Below are 18801 nucleotides of genomic sequence, written 5' to 3'. Positions count from 1 at the left end.
TTAAAGCCAGGTAAAGAAGTTGAGTTCAGCATGGACTTTGCGTTCAATATTGTTGAAGAAGATGCTGTTGGCGCACGCTCAGGATATGAGCATTTTGAAAAAGATGGCAACGATATATTTTTACTTGCCCAGTGGTTCCCGCGTTTAGCGGCGTACACAGATTACGAAGCATGGACGAATAAAGCCTTTTTAGGCTCAGGTGAATTTACGCTTGAATTTGGCGATTACGACGTAGAAATTACAGTACCCGCTGATCACATTGTATCGGCGACGGGTAAGTTAGATAATCCAAGCAAGGTACTTACAAGCACGCAGCGTAAACGTTTAAAGCAATCTGAAACTGCTAAGCGTCCTGTGTTTATCGTGACCGAAGAAGAAGCACTCGAAAACGAAAAAGAAGGCACAGACAAAACGAAAACATGGCGATTTAAAGCCGACAATGTGCGTGATTTTGCATGGGCGTCTTCACGCAAATTTATGTGGGATGCAAAAGGTTACCAACAAGGCGGTGATGTTCAACCACTTGTTATGGCCATGTCTTTCTTCCCTAAAGAGGGCGGTGACTTATGGAAAAAGTATTCTACTGAATCTGTTGTGCACACAATGGAAGTGTATTCAAAGTATTCGTTTGATTACCCTTACCCAACTGCACAATCGGTAAATGGTCCGGTAGGTGGTATGGAATACCCAATGATTACCTTTAATGGTCCGCGTACTAAGTTACAAGATGACGGTACACGCACCTATTCTCAGTCTGAAAAACGATTTTTGATTGGCGTTGTGATTCATGAAGTTGGCCATATTTACTTTCCAATGATCGTTAACTCTGATGAACGTCAGTGGACGTGGATGGATGAAGGCTTAAATAGCTTTTTAGATGGTGTTGCTGGACGTGAATGGGATCCTACTATTCCTTGGGGTGTTGAGCCTCGTGATATTGTATCGTATATGAAATCTGAAGTTCAGGTGCCTATTATGACGCAATCAGATAGCGTACTTCGCTTAGGCCCTAATGCTTACACTAAACCTGCTGCCGCGCTTAATATTTTACGTGAAGTGATTTTAGGCCGCGATTTATTCGACTTTGCATTTAAAGAGTACGCACAGCGCTGGAAATACAAGCGCCCTACCCCCGCTGATTTCTTCCGTACTATGGAAGAGGCGTCAGGTGTTGATTTAGATTGGTTTTGGCGCGGCTGGTTTTACACTACCGACCATGTAGATATCTCGTTGGATAAAGTGTATCAACTGCGTTTAGATACTAAAAATCCAGATATAGATTACAGCCGCCTACGTGATATTGAAGCTGACAAACCAACATCGTTATTTGTTGAGCGTAACCGTGCAGAAGGTAAAAAAACATGGGTTGAGAAAAACCCTGATATTACTGATTTTTATGACGAAAATGACCGTTTCACGGTAACGAATAAAGAGCGCAACGCGTACAACAAGTTTTTAAAAGGGCTTGAGCCGTGGGAGCGTAAAACGCTAGACCGTGCTTTAAATGACGATCAAAACTATTACGTGATGGAATTTTCAAACTTAGGCGGTTTGGTGATGCCAATTTTACTTGAGCTCACGTATGAAGATGGCACTAAAGAAGAGCGTTACATTCCTGCTGAAATTTGGCGTCGTAATCATAAAAATGTACAAAAGCTTATAGTTACTGATAAAAATAAGCCGCTTGTATCAGTAAGTGTTGATCCACGCTGGGAAACTGCAGACGTTGATGTAGAAAACAATAACTACCCGCGTCGTATTATTCCTTCACGTATTGAAGTATTTAAAAAGAGTAAGAGTAAAGCTAAAGTGAGTCGCGATATCATGCAAGATATCAAAACAGAGCTTAAAAGCGATGAGAAAAAAGACGAAAAGGATGAAGTAGAGGAACAGCAATAATGCGTTTTTTGCTTATTGTTGTTTGCTTTTTAATTGCTGCGCCAAGTATGGCGCATCAATTAAAATCATCAGTAACGACTGTGCTTTTTAACAAAAGAACGCATAATGTTGAGCTTATGCATCGGTTTTACTTACACGATACTGAGCATGCCGTTAGCAGCTTATTTAAAGGTAAAATTGATATAATTAGCAATAAAACTGATCAACAACGCTTTGCCAAATATGTTGAGTCACATGTGGCTTTGCAAACATTAAATGGTGACGTTGTGCCGCTTAACTTTGTTGGCGCTCAGGTTGATGGTAAGTTTTTTTGGGTTTATCAAGAAGCGCCTATCCCAGAGGGAATTCAAGGGATAAAAATGAGCAATGGTGCGCTGCGTGATTTATGGCCATCACAAGTTAATATGGTGAACGTTGAAGGCAAAGGTAAAGTTAAAACCCTAAACTTTGCTCAGGATGATACCTGGCTTGAAGCTCGCTTTGAGGCTAACTAACTCATTGTTAATATAAAATACGCGCTTATTTAAGTGCGTATTTTATTACACTATTTAACGTGCGTTCATAATTGATCGGTAAAATACCAAGTTACGTAAAAAATTGGGTTGTTTATATTTACCTTGTTTTGCGCAACATACAACTAGCTGCTAAGCTTTTGTTCATTGGTAGTTGCAGTGAAGTTACTGACCACCTCGCACTATTAATTTAAATATAATTAGTATTAATTGTTCCCATTTAAGGGTGTAAGCTCAGAGTATTTTTATGTTTGAAAAAAGCTCAACTAATTATTTTCACAAACAAGGATTGGTATGACGACTCAGGTAGAGGCTATCCATGGTGTTATATTTGATTTAGATGGTACTTTGGTATCGTCAGAACTCGACTTTTCACTTATTAAAGCCCAAATTGGCTGTCCCGATAACGAAGATTTACTCGACTTTATTGCGCAACTTCCTTCTCCCTATATGCGCGAAGAGGCAATGAACATTGTTCACCAGCACGAATTATTAGATGCGCAACATGCCACGTTGTTGCCAGGTGTAAGTGAAGCTATTGCACTATTAAATGAACGAAATATTCCTATGGCAATAGTGACGCGTAATTTTGACAAAGCCGCTGCACTTAAATTAAAAAATAACCCGCTTCCTATCAGTACAGTACTTACACGAAGTGATGCACCAGCAAAACCCGATCCAAGTGCATTAAATGCTATTGCTACGCTTTGGAATATTAGCGCAGATAACCTACTGTACGTAGGCGATTACTTATACGATATTCAAGCTGCACACAATGCTAATATGCGTGCCTGCTTATATGCCCCCAATGAAACGCCTCCTTATGCTGATCAAGCTGATTATGTGTTGCATGATTTTTACGATTTGGTTGCTTTAGTTGAAAGCTACTCCAAAAAAGTCGAGTTATGTTAAATTGATGCTTTATTAGCTTTAGTAAATTTACCTCTCACAATATGGACGCTCATTCACCAAGGTTTACTAGCCCAATACGTTTTGAATTGGTAAAATAATAAAAAATGTAATGTATTTATTAGAGGCACAAAATGGGTAGAGCATTTGTAGTTCGTCAAAGTTCTATGATCAAAACAGCTAATGCAAAAACAAAAGTAAACTCAAAGTACGGTAAAGAGATTTACGTTGCTGCTAAAAATGGTGAACCCGATCCTGAAGTAAATCAAACTTTGCGTCGTCTAATCGAAAAAGCTAAAAAAGACCAAGTTCCTGCGCACGTTATCGAAAAAGCAATAGAGAAAGCCGCCGGTGGAGCAGGGGAGGATTACTCGGTTGCTCGCTACGAAGGCTATGGGCCGGGTAATTGTATGGTGATTGTTGACTGCTTAACTGATAACCCCAACAGAACCATTAAAGATGTGCGCTTACCGTTTACTAAAACTGATTCAAAAATAGGGACGCCTGGTTGTGTAGCCCATATGTTTGATCATTATGCAGTATTAGGCTTTGCAGGCGATGACGATGAAGTTGTTTTAGAAGCGCTAATGATGGCCGACGTTGACGTTGCTGACGTAGAAGCTGAAGATGGAAAAATTTCGGTCTTTGCACCGCCTACAGAATACTTTAAGGCTAAAACAGCTCTTGAAGACGCATTTGAAGGTATTAACTTTGAGGTAGACGAAATTACTTTTATCCCTCAAGTTAATATTGAAATTGATGATGAAGAGGTTATTGCTAACTTCGATAAATTTATAAATATGCTTGAAGACTGTGATGACGTACAAAATGTGTATCACAATGCAATTATAAAAAAATAATCTTAACGTCGTTTTTTATAGCAAATACAAATTAAAAAGCGTGTTTTGTGTATACAAAACACGCTTTTTTGTATTTACAGAAATGTTAGGTATTCATAGAGGTTATTGATTTATGTGTTTCTACTTTAAAATGAGTTGTTTTAAGTGTGTTTAAACACATTTTTAAAAATATTGGTGTGCTTATTTGTTGATTTAGAAAATAAAAAACCAGCCCTAAAGCTGGTTTTGACACGAAATAAACAATTAAGATACAGCGTTAAACATTTGGAGTGTATTAACTTTGCTGTAACTTATACTGTATACGGTAGCTATGTAATAACGGTTCAGTATAGCCACTAGGTTGTGTTGTTCCTTCAAGTACTAAGGCGAGGGCTGCTTGAAACGCAATACTATTTTTTAGTGTTTCAGGGCTGCTTGCCATTGGGGTATAGGCTTTATCGTGTTCGTTTTGGCCGTCTACTACCTTGGCCATTTTTGCCATTGTGGATGTAATTTGCTCTTGTGTACATATGCCATGCAATAACCAGTTAGCCATATGTTGACTAGATATTCTAAGTGTTGCTCTGTCTTCCATTAGCCCTATATGGTTAATATCGGGTACTTTAGAGCAGCCTACACCTTGGTCTATCCAACGCACTACATAACCCAAAATACCCTGTGCATTGTTTTCAAGTTCGCTTTGTATGTCTTCTTTAGAGAGTGTTGACGTATCTTGCATGAGTGGCGGAGTAAGTAAGTCGTCAAGGCTCGCTATTGTACGCTCAGCGATTGCGTGTTGCTCAGTAAAAACATTAACATCATGGTAGTGCATAGCATGCAGCGTTGCGGCCGTAGGAGAGGGCACCCAAGCTGTATTAGCGCCCGATTTAGGGTGTGCTAACTTTTGCTCCATCATCAGCGCCATTTTGTCAGGCATAGGCCACATGCCTTTGCCTATTTGAGCTTTTTGGCTTAATCCACAGGCAAGGCCAATATCTACGTTGCGATCTTCGTAAGCACTTATCCAAGGCTGTTGTTTTATTTCAGCTTTAGGGAGCGCAACACCTGCTTGCATTGAGGTGTGAATTTCATCGCCTGTACGGTCCAAAAAGCCGGTGTTAATAAATACAACACGTTGTTTTGCTTCATTTATACATGCTTTTAAGTTTACAGATGTACGGCGTTCTTCATCCATAATACCCATTTTTAAGGTGTTTTTAGGTAAGTTTAAGGCTTCTTCTACATGGGTAAATAGTGTGCTTGTAAAAGCAACTTCTTCTGGCCCATGCATTTTAGGTTTTACAATATTAATGCTCTGCGCGCTGCTGTTTTTTACGCCAGAATTTTTATTTAAGTCGTGCAGGGCGGCTGTGGCAGTAAACATTGCATCCATTATACCTTCAAAAACAGGCTCGCCATAAACGTCTGTAATAGCTGGATTTGTCATTAAGTGGCCCACGTTTCTTACAAACATCATGCTTCGGCCTTTAAGCGTTATGGTACCGCCATCAATAGAAGTATACGTTTTGTCGCTTTGCAACGTACGTTCTACAACTTTGTCGCCTTTTTTAAAGGATTCGACTAAGTTACCTTGCATTAAACCAAGCCAGTTTTTGTAAACTTGCACTTTATCTTGTGCATCTACGGCGGCTACAGAATCTTCACAATCCATAATAGTAGTTAGGGCTGCTTCAAGTACCACATCTTTTAAACCCGCTTTATCAGCTTGGCCAATAATATGGTGGTGATCTATCTGTAATTCTATATGTAAGCCATTGTTTTTAAGCAATACAACGCTTGGGTTTTGGGCTTCGCCTTGGTAGCCAATTAACTGAGATGGGTCAGCTAAAGTGGTTTGAGAGCTGTCACGCAGCGTAATAACTAATGCGCCGTTTACAACAGAATAATTGGTGCTTTCAATATGTGAGCCGTTTTCAAGTGGCAGTGCTTTGTCTAAAAACTGGCGTGCGTATGCCATTACTTTAAAGCCACGAACCGGATTATAGGTAGTGCCTTTTTCTGCCCCGTCATCTTCACTTAACACATCTGTGCCATATAAGGCGTCGTATAACGAGCCCCAACGTGCGTTAGCTGCATTAAGTGCAAAGCGTGCGTTACTTACTGGAACAACTAACTGTGGGCCTGCTGTAACCGCTATTTCGGGCTCAACCTGTTGTGTTTCAATTTTAAAATTTGCAGGCTCTGGCACTAGGTAGCCAATGTCACTTAAAAAACGTTGGTATTGCTTGCTATCCCACGTTTTATTTGCAATGTGGTACTGATCAATTTGCTGTTGCAGCTGTTCTCGCTTAGCCAGCAACGCTTTATTTATTGGCGTGAGCGTTTGAACAATCTTTGCAAAGCTTTGCCAAAATTGTTGTTCTGATAAGTGTGTACCAGGTAATAGTTTAGTTTTAACAAAGTCAGCAAGCTCTAAATCTACGCTGAGTCCTGAATGTGTGAGAGTGTGGGTCATAATTGCCTTCCTTAAACGGTCGCCATAGTATTTGTGCGTTTGAGCAACAATAACGTAAAAAAGCCATGTTGAGTGTGTTTTTGATATTCACAAAAAATATAGTCGTAATAAAAACTATAAATTTACTAAATCTAAAAAATAAGCCTAATGTTGAATTAAGCGCTACGGAGCACTAGCAACGTCGCCACTCTCACAACATTAAATTATTTATATACCCGTTCGAAGGACTTTATTATGACAACATATCAACGCGAAACCGACACTCTTTCTACTTTATGCCAATCTCAAGGTAATGCATGGCAGGCAATTAACCCAGAGTATGCAACTCGCATGCGTTTACAAAATCGCTTTCGTACTGGGATAGAAATTGCACAATACACAGCTGACGTAATGCGTGAAGATATGGCCGCTTACGATAAAGATACAAGCCAGTACACACAGTCTTTAGGGTGTTGGCATGGATTTACTGCCCAGCAAATGATGATGGCTATTAAACGCCACCAAAAAACAACTAAACGTAGTTATGTTTACTTAAGTGGTTGGATGGTTGCTGCACTTCGCTCTGCGTTTGGTCCGTTACCTGACCAAAGTATGCACGAAAAAACATCTGTTCCAGCGCTTATTGAAGAAATTTATACATTCTTAAAGCAAGCCGATGCCCGTGAGCTTGACCACTTATTTAATGACCTAGATGAAGCAAAAGCGAATGGCGGCGACGTTCAAGCTGTGCTTGATAAAATTGACAACTTTGAAACACATGTTGTGCCAATTATTGCTGATATTGATGCAGGTTTTGGTAACGAAGAGGCAACTTACCTACTTGCTAAAAAAATGATTGAAGCAGGTGCATGTGCTATTCAAATCGAAAACCAAGTATCTGATGCCAAACAATGTGGTCACCAGGCGGGTAAAGTAACCGTGCCTCACGAAGACTTTTTAGCAAAAATTAATGCGGTTCGCTATGCATTTTTAGAGCTAGGTATCGACAACGGTATTATTGTTGCGCGCACTGATTCGTTAGGTGCAAGCTTGACTCAAAAAGTGCCGGTATCACAAACTCCAGGTGATTTAGCAAGTCAGTACAATGCCTTTTTAGAGACTACACCTATTAATGGCGTAGAGGACTTAAACGAAGGTGATACGGCAATGAAAATCAACGGTGAGCTGTGTAAACCTACTCGCCTTGAAAATGGCCTATACCAGTTCCGTGAAGGAACAGAGAAAGACCGCGTAGTACTTGACTGTGTAACTAGCCTACAATCTGGCGCTGATTTATTGTGGATTGAAACAGAAAAGCCACACGTAAAACAAATTGCTGAGCTTGTAAACCGTGTTAAAGAGCAAGTACCAAATGCTAAACTAGTGTACAACAACTCACCTTCGTTTAACTGGACGCTTAAGTTCCGTGAGCAAGTGTACCAAGAGTGGCAAGAAGCGGGTCGCGATTTGAGCGCTTACCCAAGCCTTGGTGATAACAAAGGCCTAATGGCACCAGAAATGGATGCAACAGAGCTTGCTGCCGCAGCAGATGTATTGGTACAAAATTTCCAACGTGATGGTGCACGTGAAGCGGGTATCTTCCACCACTTAATTACGCTGCCTACTTACCATACTGCAGCACTTAGCACAGATATTTTATCAGAAGGTTACTTTGGTGACTTAGGTATGCTTGCTTATGTACGTGATGTACAACGCCAAGAAATTCGCCGTGAACAAGCATCTGTTAAACACCAAGACCTAGCAGGTTCTAACATTGGTGATACACACAAAGAGTACTTCTCAGGTGATAACGCGTTAAAAGCCGGTGGTGAAGATAACACCATGAATCAGTTCTAAAAATTTCTAGATAGTGTTACTCAAGGGCCGTAAGGCCCTTTTTTTATGTGTCATAAATATTTTTACTGCACTCACTAATAGTAAAGCCTTTATTAGTGTTAAAAGCGGATAGTGTATGAGAAATAAAACTTACATTAGGTTACTTAGTTAGTTGAGATCAGGTTTTAACCAACTATAGATATGCGGATCACGTTTTAACTAGCTAACCGAATTTGTAGATCAGAGTTTAACTAACCCTTTAATAAAAGCGTTTTGTAAGTGCTTTTTTGCTGTAAAGGGGCCTTAAAGAGCTGTTAAAGTAATCAAAAACGTTATTTTTTGTTTTTTTTGGTGTTTAAATTCGATTTATAAACCGATTTTTTACTAACGTATACCTTTCACAAAACAAAATTTTACCAACTGAAAGGCTATAAACAGTGACTCAAACCGATTTTTTACTAACTCAAACTATAAAAAAGCTATAAACCGAAATTTTACTAACTGAGAAATAGGCTAAGTCCGATATTTAATATGCCCTAAAAGTGTAAAGGGGGTTTACACTTTGCACATACGTAAAAGCCACTTTTAAAAAGTGGCTTTTAGTAATTTAATTAATGTAATGCTATTTACTGTGCTTATCAAACCACCATTGAATGTAAGCAACTTTAGTCATTAAATTAGAAGGGCGAGCTGTAATACCATGCGATGCATCTGGTATGCGAACCATCGCGGTGTCAACACCTTGTAATTTTAGTGCTTGGTAGTATTGCTCTGTTTCAGAAATAGGTGTGCGGTAGTCTGCTTCACCTGTAAGCAGCATTGTGGGTGTAGTAACATTACCTACATAGCTAATTGGCGAACGTTTCATGTAATGCGCTATGTGATCCCATGGTTTGCCTGGGAACCAGTAATCAGCAAAAAATGGATAAAAGTCGGCAGTTAGTACAAAGCTGATCCAATTTATAACAGGTTTAGCAACAACAGCTGCAGCAAATCGACCTGTATGTCCAACAATCCATGCTGTTAGTACACCTCCGCCAGAGCCACCGGTAACAAATAGTTTAGATTCATCAATAAACCCTTTTTCAATAAGCGCATCAACCCCAGTCATTAAGTCATCAAAGTCATTACTTGGGTAATTATGATGAATGGTTTGTGCAAACTCTTTCCCATACGAATCACTTCCGCGCGGGTTCATGTATAACACCACATTACCTTTTGCTGCAAAAAGCTGAACTTCGGCACTAAAGTGAGGGCCATAATTAGCGACCGGCCCGCCGTGAATTTCGAGCACTAGAGGATACTTTTTAGATTTATCAAACCCTGGCGGGTAAGCAATCCATCCTTGAATAGGTAATTGGTCGTGGCTTGATTTAAGCCAAATCTCTTCCACTTTTGCCAGTTGTTTATCATCTAGCGCATCGCTATTAAGCGTGGTTAAGCGCTGAGTTTTACCGCGTTCAATGCTCGCTACATCCGCAGGGCGTTGAGTGTCAGCAAGTGTAAACGCGATATCGCCGTTGCTGCTTACATCAAAATCTCCGCCTGAGTATGGTCGTCCAAATGCTACACTGCCAATTTGTTCGGTGATCACTTTACGCTTGCCACTTCGAGGTTGATAAGCAAGGGTAGTTTGCCCTTCATTGGCATAGCTAAAGTAAACCCCTTTAGAGTTTGCAGCCCATTTTATTTGCCCAACACTTCTATCAAAGTTGGCTGTTAAGCTTTTGGTGTTACCCGTTTTTAAATCACGAATGTAAAGTTGAGTATTTTCGTAGTTAGTGAGTTTATCGTCATATCCTGTATACGCAAGGTAACGACCATCAGGAGAGACTTTGGGTTGTTGATCTGGGCCATTTCTATTTGTTACAGCTTCAATGGCTAATGTATTAAGATTTAACTTATATACTTCGCTGTTTGTAGGCTTGAGTTCACCATTTTTATGCCTATTCGCTGAGTAGTAAAGTAAGCTGCCATCTTTGCTAAAGCTAACATCACCTGCGTTATCAAATTCATCGCTAGTAAGCTGCTTAGCATTTCCGCCGTTAGCATCAAGTGTAAATAATTGATTAAAGCCTTTTTGCGAGTATCCACCACCATCGGCTCGATAGTATACGTCATCAATAAATTTAGCTGGCTCTGCCCACGTTGCGCCTTTCGGCTTTCCTGGCAAATTAACCGGTGGCGTGTTTTTACTTGGTACAAACATGCTGAATACAAGCTGGCTTGAATCGGGGCTCCAACTAATAGCGCGAGGGCTACTGGTTAAATTACTTATTTTGGCAATGGCACCGGTTTTAAGCCACTTCATATAAATTTGGCTGCTGCCATCGCGGGTAGATATAAAAGCAAGGCGTTGCCCATCTGGAGAAAGTACTGGCGAGTAATCCATGTGAACGCCTGAAGTCAGCGGCTGCATTTGTTTGGTTTTGTAATCAACAGACCAAATGTTTCCCACTTTTCGGTCTGTTTTTATATCCATGCGGTTTCGCACAAAGTAAACGGTTTTTCCGTCGTCAGTAATATCTATTTGATTTGCATATTCTAAATCAAATACATCTTGAAGTTGCAATGTGTGTGTATTGTCGTTTGCGCTAGCCAAATGGCTTGCGCTTAATATAAAACTAAGTGCTAAAAGTTGTTTCATTATTAATCCCTTTTGTTAACTTATGTACAGTTATAAGTGAGGGATTATTAAATTAACAGTGCAATGCGATGAAGCTCATATTTAACTCTATGGTTGTATTTAACAAGTTGGGGTAAAAAGCTGTAAAGGGGGTTTACAGCTTTCGTATATTACTAAAGGTCAGTCACACAGTGCTTTTATTTCTTTAATGAGTTCAATTGCATCATTATTGTCTCCATGCACACATAAGCTATGAGCATTAAGCATTAGTTGCTTACCTGAGCGTGTGGTTACACTGCCTGTTTGTAAGAGCTGTTTGACCTGTGCAAGTATGGCGGGTTTATCATGCACGCTGCCATCAAGTTTGCGAGAGACCAAAAAGCCCTCATCAGTGTATTGCCTATCTGCAAATGCTTCGAGTACTAGTTCTACATTAAACTGTTTAGCTAACTGGATGTGTTTATCTGCTTGGTTAGTCGCTAAAATCATCAGCTTTAGTTTGCTAGGGTAGCTCGCGACAGCAGATATAATGGTTGCTAACACGTCGTTGTTAGCCATCATATCGTTATAAAGTGCACCATGTGGTTTTACATAGCTTAACGTAAGCCCCTGTATTTTTGCCATGCCTTCAAGCGCTGCTATCTGATACTGAATACAATTAGTTAGTTCGCTTGTTGTTAACGCCATAGAGCGTCGTCCAAATCCTTGAAGATCAGGGTAACTGGGATGCGCGCCTACCGTTACGTTGTTTTTTTTAGCTAACGTTAATGTTGTTGCTATTATATCAGGGTCACCGCCGTGAAAACCACAAGCAATGTTCGCCATATTAATATGTGGCATAACTTGATCATCTAGCCCCATTTTCCATGAACCAAAGCTTTCGCCCAAATCACAATTTAGTTTCATGTTAATTGCCTTTTTGCGGTTTAATTGTAACAGGCAAGGTGCCATTGGCAGTGGCTTGGCCTACTAATACTTTAGCGAGCGCGGTAAAGGCAGGGCCTGAAACACGCTCGAGCTTGTCTACATCAATATTGTAAGCATAAGAGGCCAGTACACTGTTGGCATAGTCGCCAAATTTAGCAATGTCGTAAGGAGCCCTCAAACTTATAAATACAGTACGCTTATTAAATTTGTTAGCCATGGCAAGCAGTGACTCAAGCGCTTGTGGCTGTTCGCGCGTATTAAGCGCAAAATTAGGGTCATCTTTTAAATCATCCATGCCACCAATTTCAACCGCGCTTTGATTGGGCGTGGCATTACCCGCTATAACAATATCAGCTGTTTTAATGCTCTGGGTTGCTTGTGCGGGGTCAAACCCTTGTAAGCTGCTGCAGCTGAACGTAATAGATGATGAACTTGCAGATTCAATTGCTTGCTGCATAGCCATACATTTACGGGTGTCGGGCATAATAATATGTATATGTTGGCCATCATTTAAATTTAGTGGCAATGTGTTTTCTGTGTTTTTTACCTGTGTTATTGCTGCTAAAGCAAGCTCGGCCTCTATTTTTCTGTGTTCTTTATTGCCTAATAAACTTTTTGCATTAACTACTGCATTAATAGGGTCAAACTCAGTGGATAACTCAAATGCATTTTTAAGCGAAATAATACGCGCAACCGATTGTGTTATTTCTTGCTCATCTAACTGATTTGACTCGACAGCATGAACTAACGACTTAATAAGCTCATCGAGCTTTTTTATATCATCGGGCGTTCTTATTTCTATAGGCATTAGCGCAATATCAACACCGGCTAAAAATGTATTTATAACAGCTTGAATGGGTGTGAAAAACTGACTAATACCTGCCATATCAAGTGCGTCGGTAACCACTACGCCTTTATAGTTAAGCTCACCTCTTAAAATGTCGGTAATAATAGTGCGCGACATAGTGGCGGGTTTAATCATTGTTTTGCCTTCTACAGAGACAAAGGTGGAGCTATCAAGCGCAGGATATTGTATGTGCGCTGTCATGATCATACCGGGATTTTGCTTAGCAATAATGTGTTTAAAAGGGGCTAAATCTTGTTCGTAAATAGTGCTTTTTGAGTGGGCAACGTTAGGGAGTCCTGTGTGGCTATCAACGTGAGTATCGCCATGTCCCGGAAAATGTTTGAGCGATGTAATTATGCCATTGCTCTCAAACCCAGCCACTTGTGCTGCGCCAAGTTCACTTACTCGTTGTGGGTTCTCACCAAACGAGCGTACATTTATAACGGGGTTATCTGGGTTCATATTCACATCAACGGTGGGTGCATAATTTACATTGATCCCCAGGGCTGTTAGTTCACTGGCAATAACCGTTGCTGATTTAGTAGCAAAGTCAACGCCATGCTGTTTATAGGTTGCACCAATAGACATATTGCCCGTGAATGACGTTGCAATATCACGCGGCAAACGCGCAACTCTTCCGCCCTCTTGGTCTATTGATATAAATAGTGGCAGTTTACTTGAAGATTTACTGGCAGCCACTTGAAGTTGATGGCTAAGCGTAATGGTTTGTTCAATTGACTGTGTGTTTTCTGAAAATAATATAACGCCACCAATGTTATAGTCGCTGATTACGCGCGCTAATGACTCTGGTAGCTTTGTCATTGGCGTTCTGCAATGTTTACCAGTGCCTTGTTCACAATAATAGCGAAAATCGAGCATTAACTTTTGCCCCAGTTTTTGCTCAAGAGAGAGAGCCGGTTTTGCAACCGCTTTAATTGATGGCATTAAGCACCCAGATATAAAAATAATTGACGATAAAACATACTTATTTAGCAAAATACACTCCAAAGCTAAATAAAATGAACAAGTGAAAGCAGCTTATCTATTTTTTTATATAACTGCAAAATAAGAGCACCCTAGTCATTAGGGGGAATGTAACGTCACAATATAATAAAAGGTTATTTGGCTGGTTATTAAAAATACACTATGTGCTCAAATATTAGATAATTAATAAATGGCGGGGTATAATTGTAAATACTTTTTAACAAAGTACTTGCTTTAATAGCAGTGTACTGTGGGCTGTTTACTTTTGCTGAATAAATTATTTCCTGTGCTTAATCTGCGTCTTCTTATTGTGCTATTGGCTTTTTCTGCGGCTTTAGCCACGCTCATTAGTAGTTTTCATTCAACGTACCAAGTACAAAAAGAGCAGTTAGTAAGCCATACATTAGAAAGTAACTTCGCTTACGCTAATAAATTAGCTTCAGCAACCGACAACTTTTTAGAGTCGGCAAAACAACAACTTGCATATTCAGCAAATAAAATTGAGCAAAACATAAATAATGCAGCATTACTGCAAGAAGAAGTAACGCGTTTAAATTTGCAAACAAATAGCTTTAATTCAGTAGTTATAAGTAAGAATGGGGTTATAAATGCCACATCCCCTTATTTACCTGAAATCATAGGAAAATCAATTTCCTCTCCCGGCGCAACACAGGCTTTAAAAGAAAAAAAGCCACTTATTAGTATGCCGTACATGTCAGCAGCCAATAATTTAATTATATTTATATCGCATCCCTTATTTAACGAAGAAGGGAATTATTTAGGCTACGTGGGCGGCTCGTTATATTTAAAAGAAAGAAATATTTTAAATGATCTCCTAGAGCAACACTTTTACGAAGGGGGATCGCACCTTTATGTCGTCGATGCTAATAAGCAAATCCTGTATCACCCAGATAGCGAGCGAATAGGTACAAGCGTTGCCAATAATAAAGTAATCAATGCGGTTATTACAGGGGAGGCGGGGCAAGCCGTTGTTGTAAACAGCAAAGGGGTAAAAATGCTCGCAGGATTTTCACCCGTTATTAATTCAAACTGGGGCGTAGTGGCCCAACGTCCCATCAAAGCAACACTTGCGTCTCTAGATACATTAATCATGGAAGTATTTGCAAGAACGCTCCCCATGGCGTTGCTCACCTTCATATTCATAGGTGTATTTTCGTATTTTATTTCACGCCCATTAAAGCAACTCGCTAGTAGCGCAAACAGACTCGACGAAGTAAACAGCATAGAAAAGCTAAAAAGAATAAACGCGTGGTACTTTGAAAGCCAAAGATTGAAGCTGGCCATGCTTAATGGCGTCAATATTTTACAAACACAAATAGGGCAACTTAAGCACGATGCCCAAACCGATCCGCTGACAAACACCCACAATCGTAGAAGCTTAAATGGTTTACTTAGCCAGCTAATGTTAAAGCAAACACCTTTTGCTATTTTAGAAATAGACATCGATTTTTTTAAACGTGTGAACGATACCTTTGGGCACGATAAAGGAGATGAAGCACTTAAAGTATTAGCCGATATTATAAAAAAGATCTCTCGAAAAGGGGATATTGTATCGCGTATTGGTGGTGAAGAGTTTTTACTTGTATTGCCTCATGAAGATAGCCAAAGCGCTCTAAAAATAGCAGAGCGATCACGCACCACTGTTGAAACAACGCAAATGGAAACAATCGGTTTTATTACCGTTTCAATCGGAATTGCAACGTGGCCAACCCATAGCAATGACATAGACCAAGTATATAAATGTGCAGACAAAGCGCTTTACCATGCTAAAGAGCATGGCCGTAATCGCTGCGTAGTGGCAGAGCCTAGTTAGTATAGATAAGCCCATATACTAAAATTGCGTATTTATAGGTGAGTAATTTACTGAAATCTCCACATTAGAAATTTGGTCATGGCTATTCAGGTAAGTAACTAATTCTTCAATATCACTATTTTTTTCTGCTAATAATTTATAATTATTCTGAGTAAGCTTTGATAGTTTAAATTTTTTACTTAAATCCATTGGGATAGAGTTACCCAGAAGTGTTACAATAATTGACCCCGTTATAACTCCCTTTTGCCCCATTGTTTGGTTAAATACGACATCACCTTTTTTTAAAATCTGAGATGAATAAGTTAATTTGTCACCTGATGAAAAAATACTTCTAACTTGATGCTCTCTATTTTTTTTAATATATGTTTTTACACTTCTTTCATCAATAGTATCAACTAAGTTTTCATCGCTAGTCAATCGGGTATCTTTAGGTTGATTATCATTTGTACACCCTATCAATATGAGAGTTGTAATAATTGTCATAGATGAAAAAATATTTTTTGTTTGCATTTCTTTACCTTAATTTGAAAATTAGATTGGTCTGTGCTTTGTATTTATAGATTATGTTGCTACTGTTTACATGTATTTCATTTAAAATACAAAAATCAAATAAAAATTACAAAATATAAACAAGGTGTTTTATGTCTAATTTCAAAGTTTCTACTGTGGCCGCAATAGTTGCAGCTACATTATCAGCAGGCCAACTAACCGCAGCTGAATCAGCGCAGTATTTCGATGTTACCGCACAATCTAAATCACAAACAATGGTTCCAGCTGCGGTTCAGCAACGCGCTTTAGCAGCACGAACTACAGTTTCAGGCCATAATTCCATTTTTGATGCTCAAATGGGTAAAGCCACATTTTTATGGCAAGCTATTGGCCAAGCTAAACCGGATATGGCTCTGATTGAGCCTGCTATGCGAAATAAATATGCAGCTGACTTTTATCTAGAGTCATTAACGGGTGTAAGTAGCCAAAAAAGTACAGTAGCTTCAGCTGTATTAGCTGATTTACATCAGCAAAAGCGTGGCTCTATTACTGCAAAGTATAGACAGCAAGTACATGGTATTGAAGTATTTAACCGCGAATACAATTTAGTAATGGATAAAGAGTTTAACCTAGTTGCTGGCTCTGGTTACTTTGCCGACACAGCTTCTGTTGATGGTTCATTTGCAGTATTGAATAACTTTTTAACTGCAGAGCAAAGTATTCAGGCTGTTTTTAGAGAGTTGGCAGGAATTAATGTGTCACTTACAAAAATTGGTGAACAGAGTGGGTATGCTAAATACAAAGCAACATCTGCAGATGATTCAAAAGTCATCATCGGTGAGCCTCGAGCTAAAAAAGTATTTTTCGAAGTTGCTGGCGAATTAGAGTCTGCTTATTATATAGAAATAGAAGTTGCTGATGCTAACTCGCTAGAAAGTGATTATTACAGCTACGTAATCGGCTCGCAAAATAATAAAGTTTACTTTAAGAAAAATTTAAAATCACATGCAACAGATTTCAACTATCGCGTTTACGCTAATCAAGACGGCTACCCAATGGAAAGTCCTCATGGTGATGTAATCCCTGCCGATGGACCAGAGCAGATAGATGAAACAGAGATTTTAGATGCGCCAATGGTTTCTTTATCTTACTACAACAAAATAAGTACTATGGATCCATGGTTAGCTGACGATGCAACGACAACATCGGGCAATAATGTATTTGCTTATGCCGATGTTGTAGCGCCGCAAGATTTTAGTGAGGGGGATTTTACTGCTGAAACAACTGCAGATTTTACTTTCGATTATCCATATCAGGTTGACCAAGTAGCAAACAGTTATGAAAATCGAAAAGCTGCTATTGTAAACTTATTTTACATGAATAACTTTCTGCATGATTTCTTTTATGATCATGGCTTTGATGAAACGTCAAATGTTGCTCAGTTATCTAACTACGAACGTGGTGGGATTGAGGGCGATCCAATAGAAGCTCAAGCGCAAGATAACTCTGGTCGTAATAATGCAAATATGTCTACCCCAGCTGATGGCGCTAGCCCACGTATGCAGATGTACCTATACGACAGTAAAGATGCAATGGTAGGCGTAGATTTTGGTGTAACAGTTACATCAAATGCAAGTGTAGGGCTATTAAACTCAACACAACCATCAAGTTTTGGTCAGAATCAATTTAGTGATATCGAAGGTGAAGTTGTTCGTATCGACGATGGTAATGCTACAGACTCTGAAAGTATCAACGACGGATGTGAGCCTGCTGTAAATGCAGTAGATCTCGCTGGTAAAATTGCAATTATTGACCGTGGTTCATGCGCGTTTACTCAAAAAGTACTTAATGCGCAAGATGCAGGTGCAATCGGTGCAATTGTTGTAAATAATAACCCCGATACAGATGAGCCAGCCCCAATGGGTGGGGCAGACGATGCTGTATCTATTCCTAATCTGGGCTTAAATTTTGCTGATGGAAAAGCTATCTATGACTTAATTGCTGCAGGTGATATTGTTACTGTTGATATGTTTAATAAGGCAACATTGAAAGACGGCACCTTTGATAACGGTATTATTGCACACGAATGGGGTCATTATATCAGTAACCGCTTGGTTGGTAATTCATCGGGGTTAATTAACTTCCAAGGACGTGCAATGGGTGAAGGATGGGGTGATTTCCATTCATTAATGTTTATTGCAAAAGCTGATGATATTAATATTACAGGTAACGACAAGTTCCAAAAAGCTTACGGGAGTGGCACATTCGTAGAGGACTTCTACTACGGTATTCGTCGTGTACCATATTCTACAAATACAGATGTTAACCCTCTTTCATTCCGTCATATTACAGAGGCAGCAGGTGAAGATGTAGGTATTTCTCCAACTAACGTAGCTTCGCCGCATGCTGCAGGTGAAATATGGGCAACTATGCTATGGGAAAGTTATGTAGCGTTAATAAATGCACATGGTTTTGAAGATGCACAAAGTCGTATGGCAGATTACCTTGTAGCGGGTTACAAATTAACACCAGTAGCTCCACTATATACTGAAGCTCGCGACGCAATATTGGCTGCTGCCTATGCTGTTGACCCCGCAGACTACACACTAATTTTAGAAGCATTTGCTAAACGTGGCATGGGCCT

Annotated in this window: 12 protein-coding genes; 7 read left to right on the top strand and 5 right to left on the bottom strand. The window is 39.6% G+C overall.

Annotation, left to right across the window (positions count from 1 at the left end; genetic code table 11):
- The 4 genes from BCG07_RS16815 to BCG07_RS16800 all read left to right on the top strand — a co-directional run.
- Positions 1 to 1899: M1 family metallopeptidase (locus tag BCG07_RS16815; protein WP_286891206.1), on the top strand; the 1899-nt coding region annotated here is incomplete at its 5' end.
- A complete protein-coding gene (locus BCG07_RS16810) occupies positions 1899 to 2393 on the top strand; it encodes a DUF6702 family protein (protein ID WP_006793306.1) in 495 nt (164 codons plus the stop codon). The genes BCG07_RS16815 and BCG07_RS16810, both read left to right, overlap by 1 nt.
- 312 nt (positions 2394 to 2705) lie before the next feature.
- Entirely contained in the window at positions 2706 to 3323 is a 618-nt protein-coding gene (locus tag BCG07_RS16805; protein ID WP_006793307.1) for an HAD family hydrolase, read from the top strand.
- 131 nt (positions 3324 to 3454) lie between these two features.
- The gene (locus tag BCG07_RS16800; protein WP_008132889.1) at positions 3455 to 4180 is read left to right on the top strand and encodes a YebC/PmpR family DNA-binding transcriptional regulator; all 726 of its coding nucleotides are present in this window, start codon (positions 3455 to 3457) and stop codon (positions 4178 to 4180) included.
- A 274-nt stretch (positions 4181 to 4454) separates the two neighbouring features.
- Here the strand turns inward: BCG07_RS16800 and BCG07_RS16795 are convergent, their stop codons facing one another.
- Positions 4455 to 6635 (bottom strand): malate synthase G, encoded by a 2181-nt coding sequence (locus tag BCG07_RS16795; RefSeq protein ID WP_008132891.1) that lies wholly within the window; start codon positions 6633 to 6635, stop codon positions 4455 to 4457.
- Between the two features lie 234 nt (positions 6636 to 6869).
- Here BCG07_RS16795 and BCG07_RS16790 point away from each other — a divergent pair, with 234 nt between their 5' ends.
- Positions 6870 to 8471: an isocitrate lyase gene (locus tag BCG07_RS16790; RefSeq protein ID WP_006793310.1), complete on the top strand. Its 1602-nt coding sequence runs from the start codon at positions 6870 to 6872 to the stop codon at positions 8469 to 8471.
- A 601-nt stretch (positions 8472 to 9072) separates the two neighbouring features.
- Here the strand turns inward: BCG07_RS16790 and BCG07_RS16785 are convergent.
- The 3 genes from BCG07_RS16785 to BCG07_RS16775 form a co-directional block, all read right to left on the bottom strand.
- Complete coding sequence (locus BCG07_RS16785) at positions 9073 to 11097, bottom strand: S9 family peptidase (protein WP_286891204.1); 2025 nt, start codon at positions 11095 to 11097, stop codon at positions 9073 to 9075.
- 159 nt (positions 11098 to 11256) lie between these two features.
- Positions 11257 to 11982, bottom strand: a complete 726-nt coding sequence (locus BCG07_RS16780; protein WP_286891203.1) for a 5-oxoprolinase subunit PxpA — start codon at positions 11980 to 11982, stop codon at positions 11257 to 11259.
- Between the two features lies 1 nt (position 11983).
- Complete coding sequence (locus BCG07_RS16775) at positions 11984 to 13795, bottom strand: glycoside hydrolase family 3 protein (protein WP_286891201.1); 1812 nt, start codon at positions 13793 to 13795, stop codon at positions 11984 to 11986.
- A 304-nt stretch (positions 13796 to 14099) separates the two neighbouring features.
- On the opposite strand from BCG07_RS16775, the gene BCG07_RS16770 reads away from it, so the two are divergent.
- Entirely contained in the window at positions 14100 to 15668 is a 1569-nt protein-coding gene (locus tag BCG07_RS16770) for a sensor domain-containing diguanylate cyclase (protein WP_286891200.1), read from the top strand.
- Positions 15669 to 15686: 18 nt separating this feature from the next.
- Here BCG07_RS16770 and BCG07_RS16765 read toward each other — a convergent pair whose 3' ends face one another.
- Positions 15687 to 16178, bottom strand: a complete 492-nt coding sequence (locus tag BCG07_RS16765) for a serine protease external chaperone (RefSeq protein ID WP_286891198.1) — start codon at positions 16176 to 16178, stop codon at positions 15687 to 15689.
- Positions 16179 to 16309: 131 nt separating this feature from the next.
- On the opposite strand from BCG07_RS16765, the gene BCG07_RS16760 reads away from it, so the two are divergent.
- Positions 16310 to 18801 (top strand): M36 family metallopeptidase (locus BCG07_RS16760; RefSeq protein ID WP_286891196.1); only part of this gene is annotated, 2492 nt, incomplete at its 3' end.

It is taken from the genome of Pseudoalteromonas sp. ESRF-bin5, from assembly GCF_002632075.1.
Classification (GTDB): Bacteria; Pseudomonadota; Gammaproteobacteria; order Enterobacterales; family Alteromonadaceae; genus Pseudoalteromonas; species Pseudoalteromonas marina.
The sequence above is the reverse complement of the archived record's forward strand: the minus strand, read 5'-3'. Positions and strand labels throughout refer to the sequence as shown.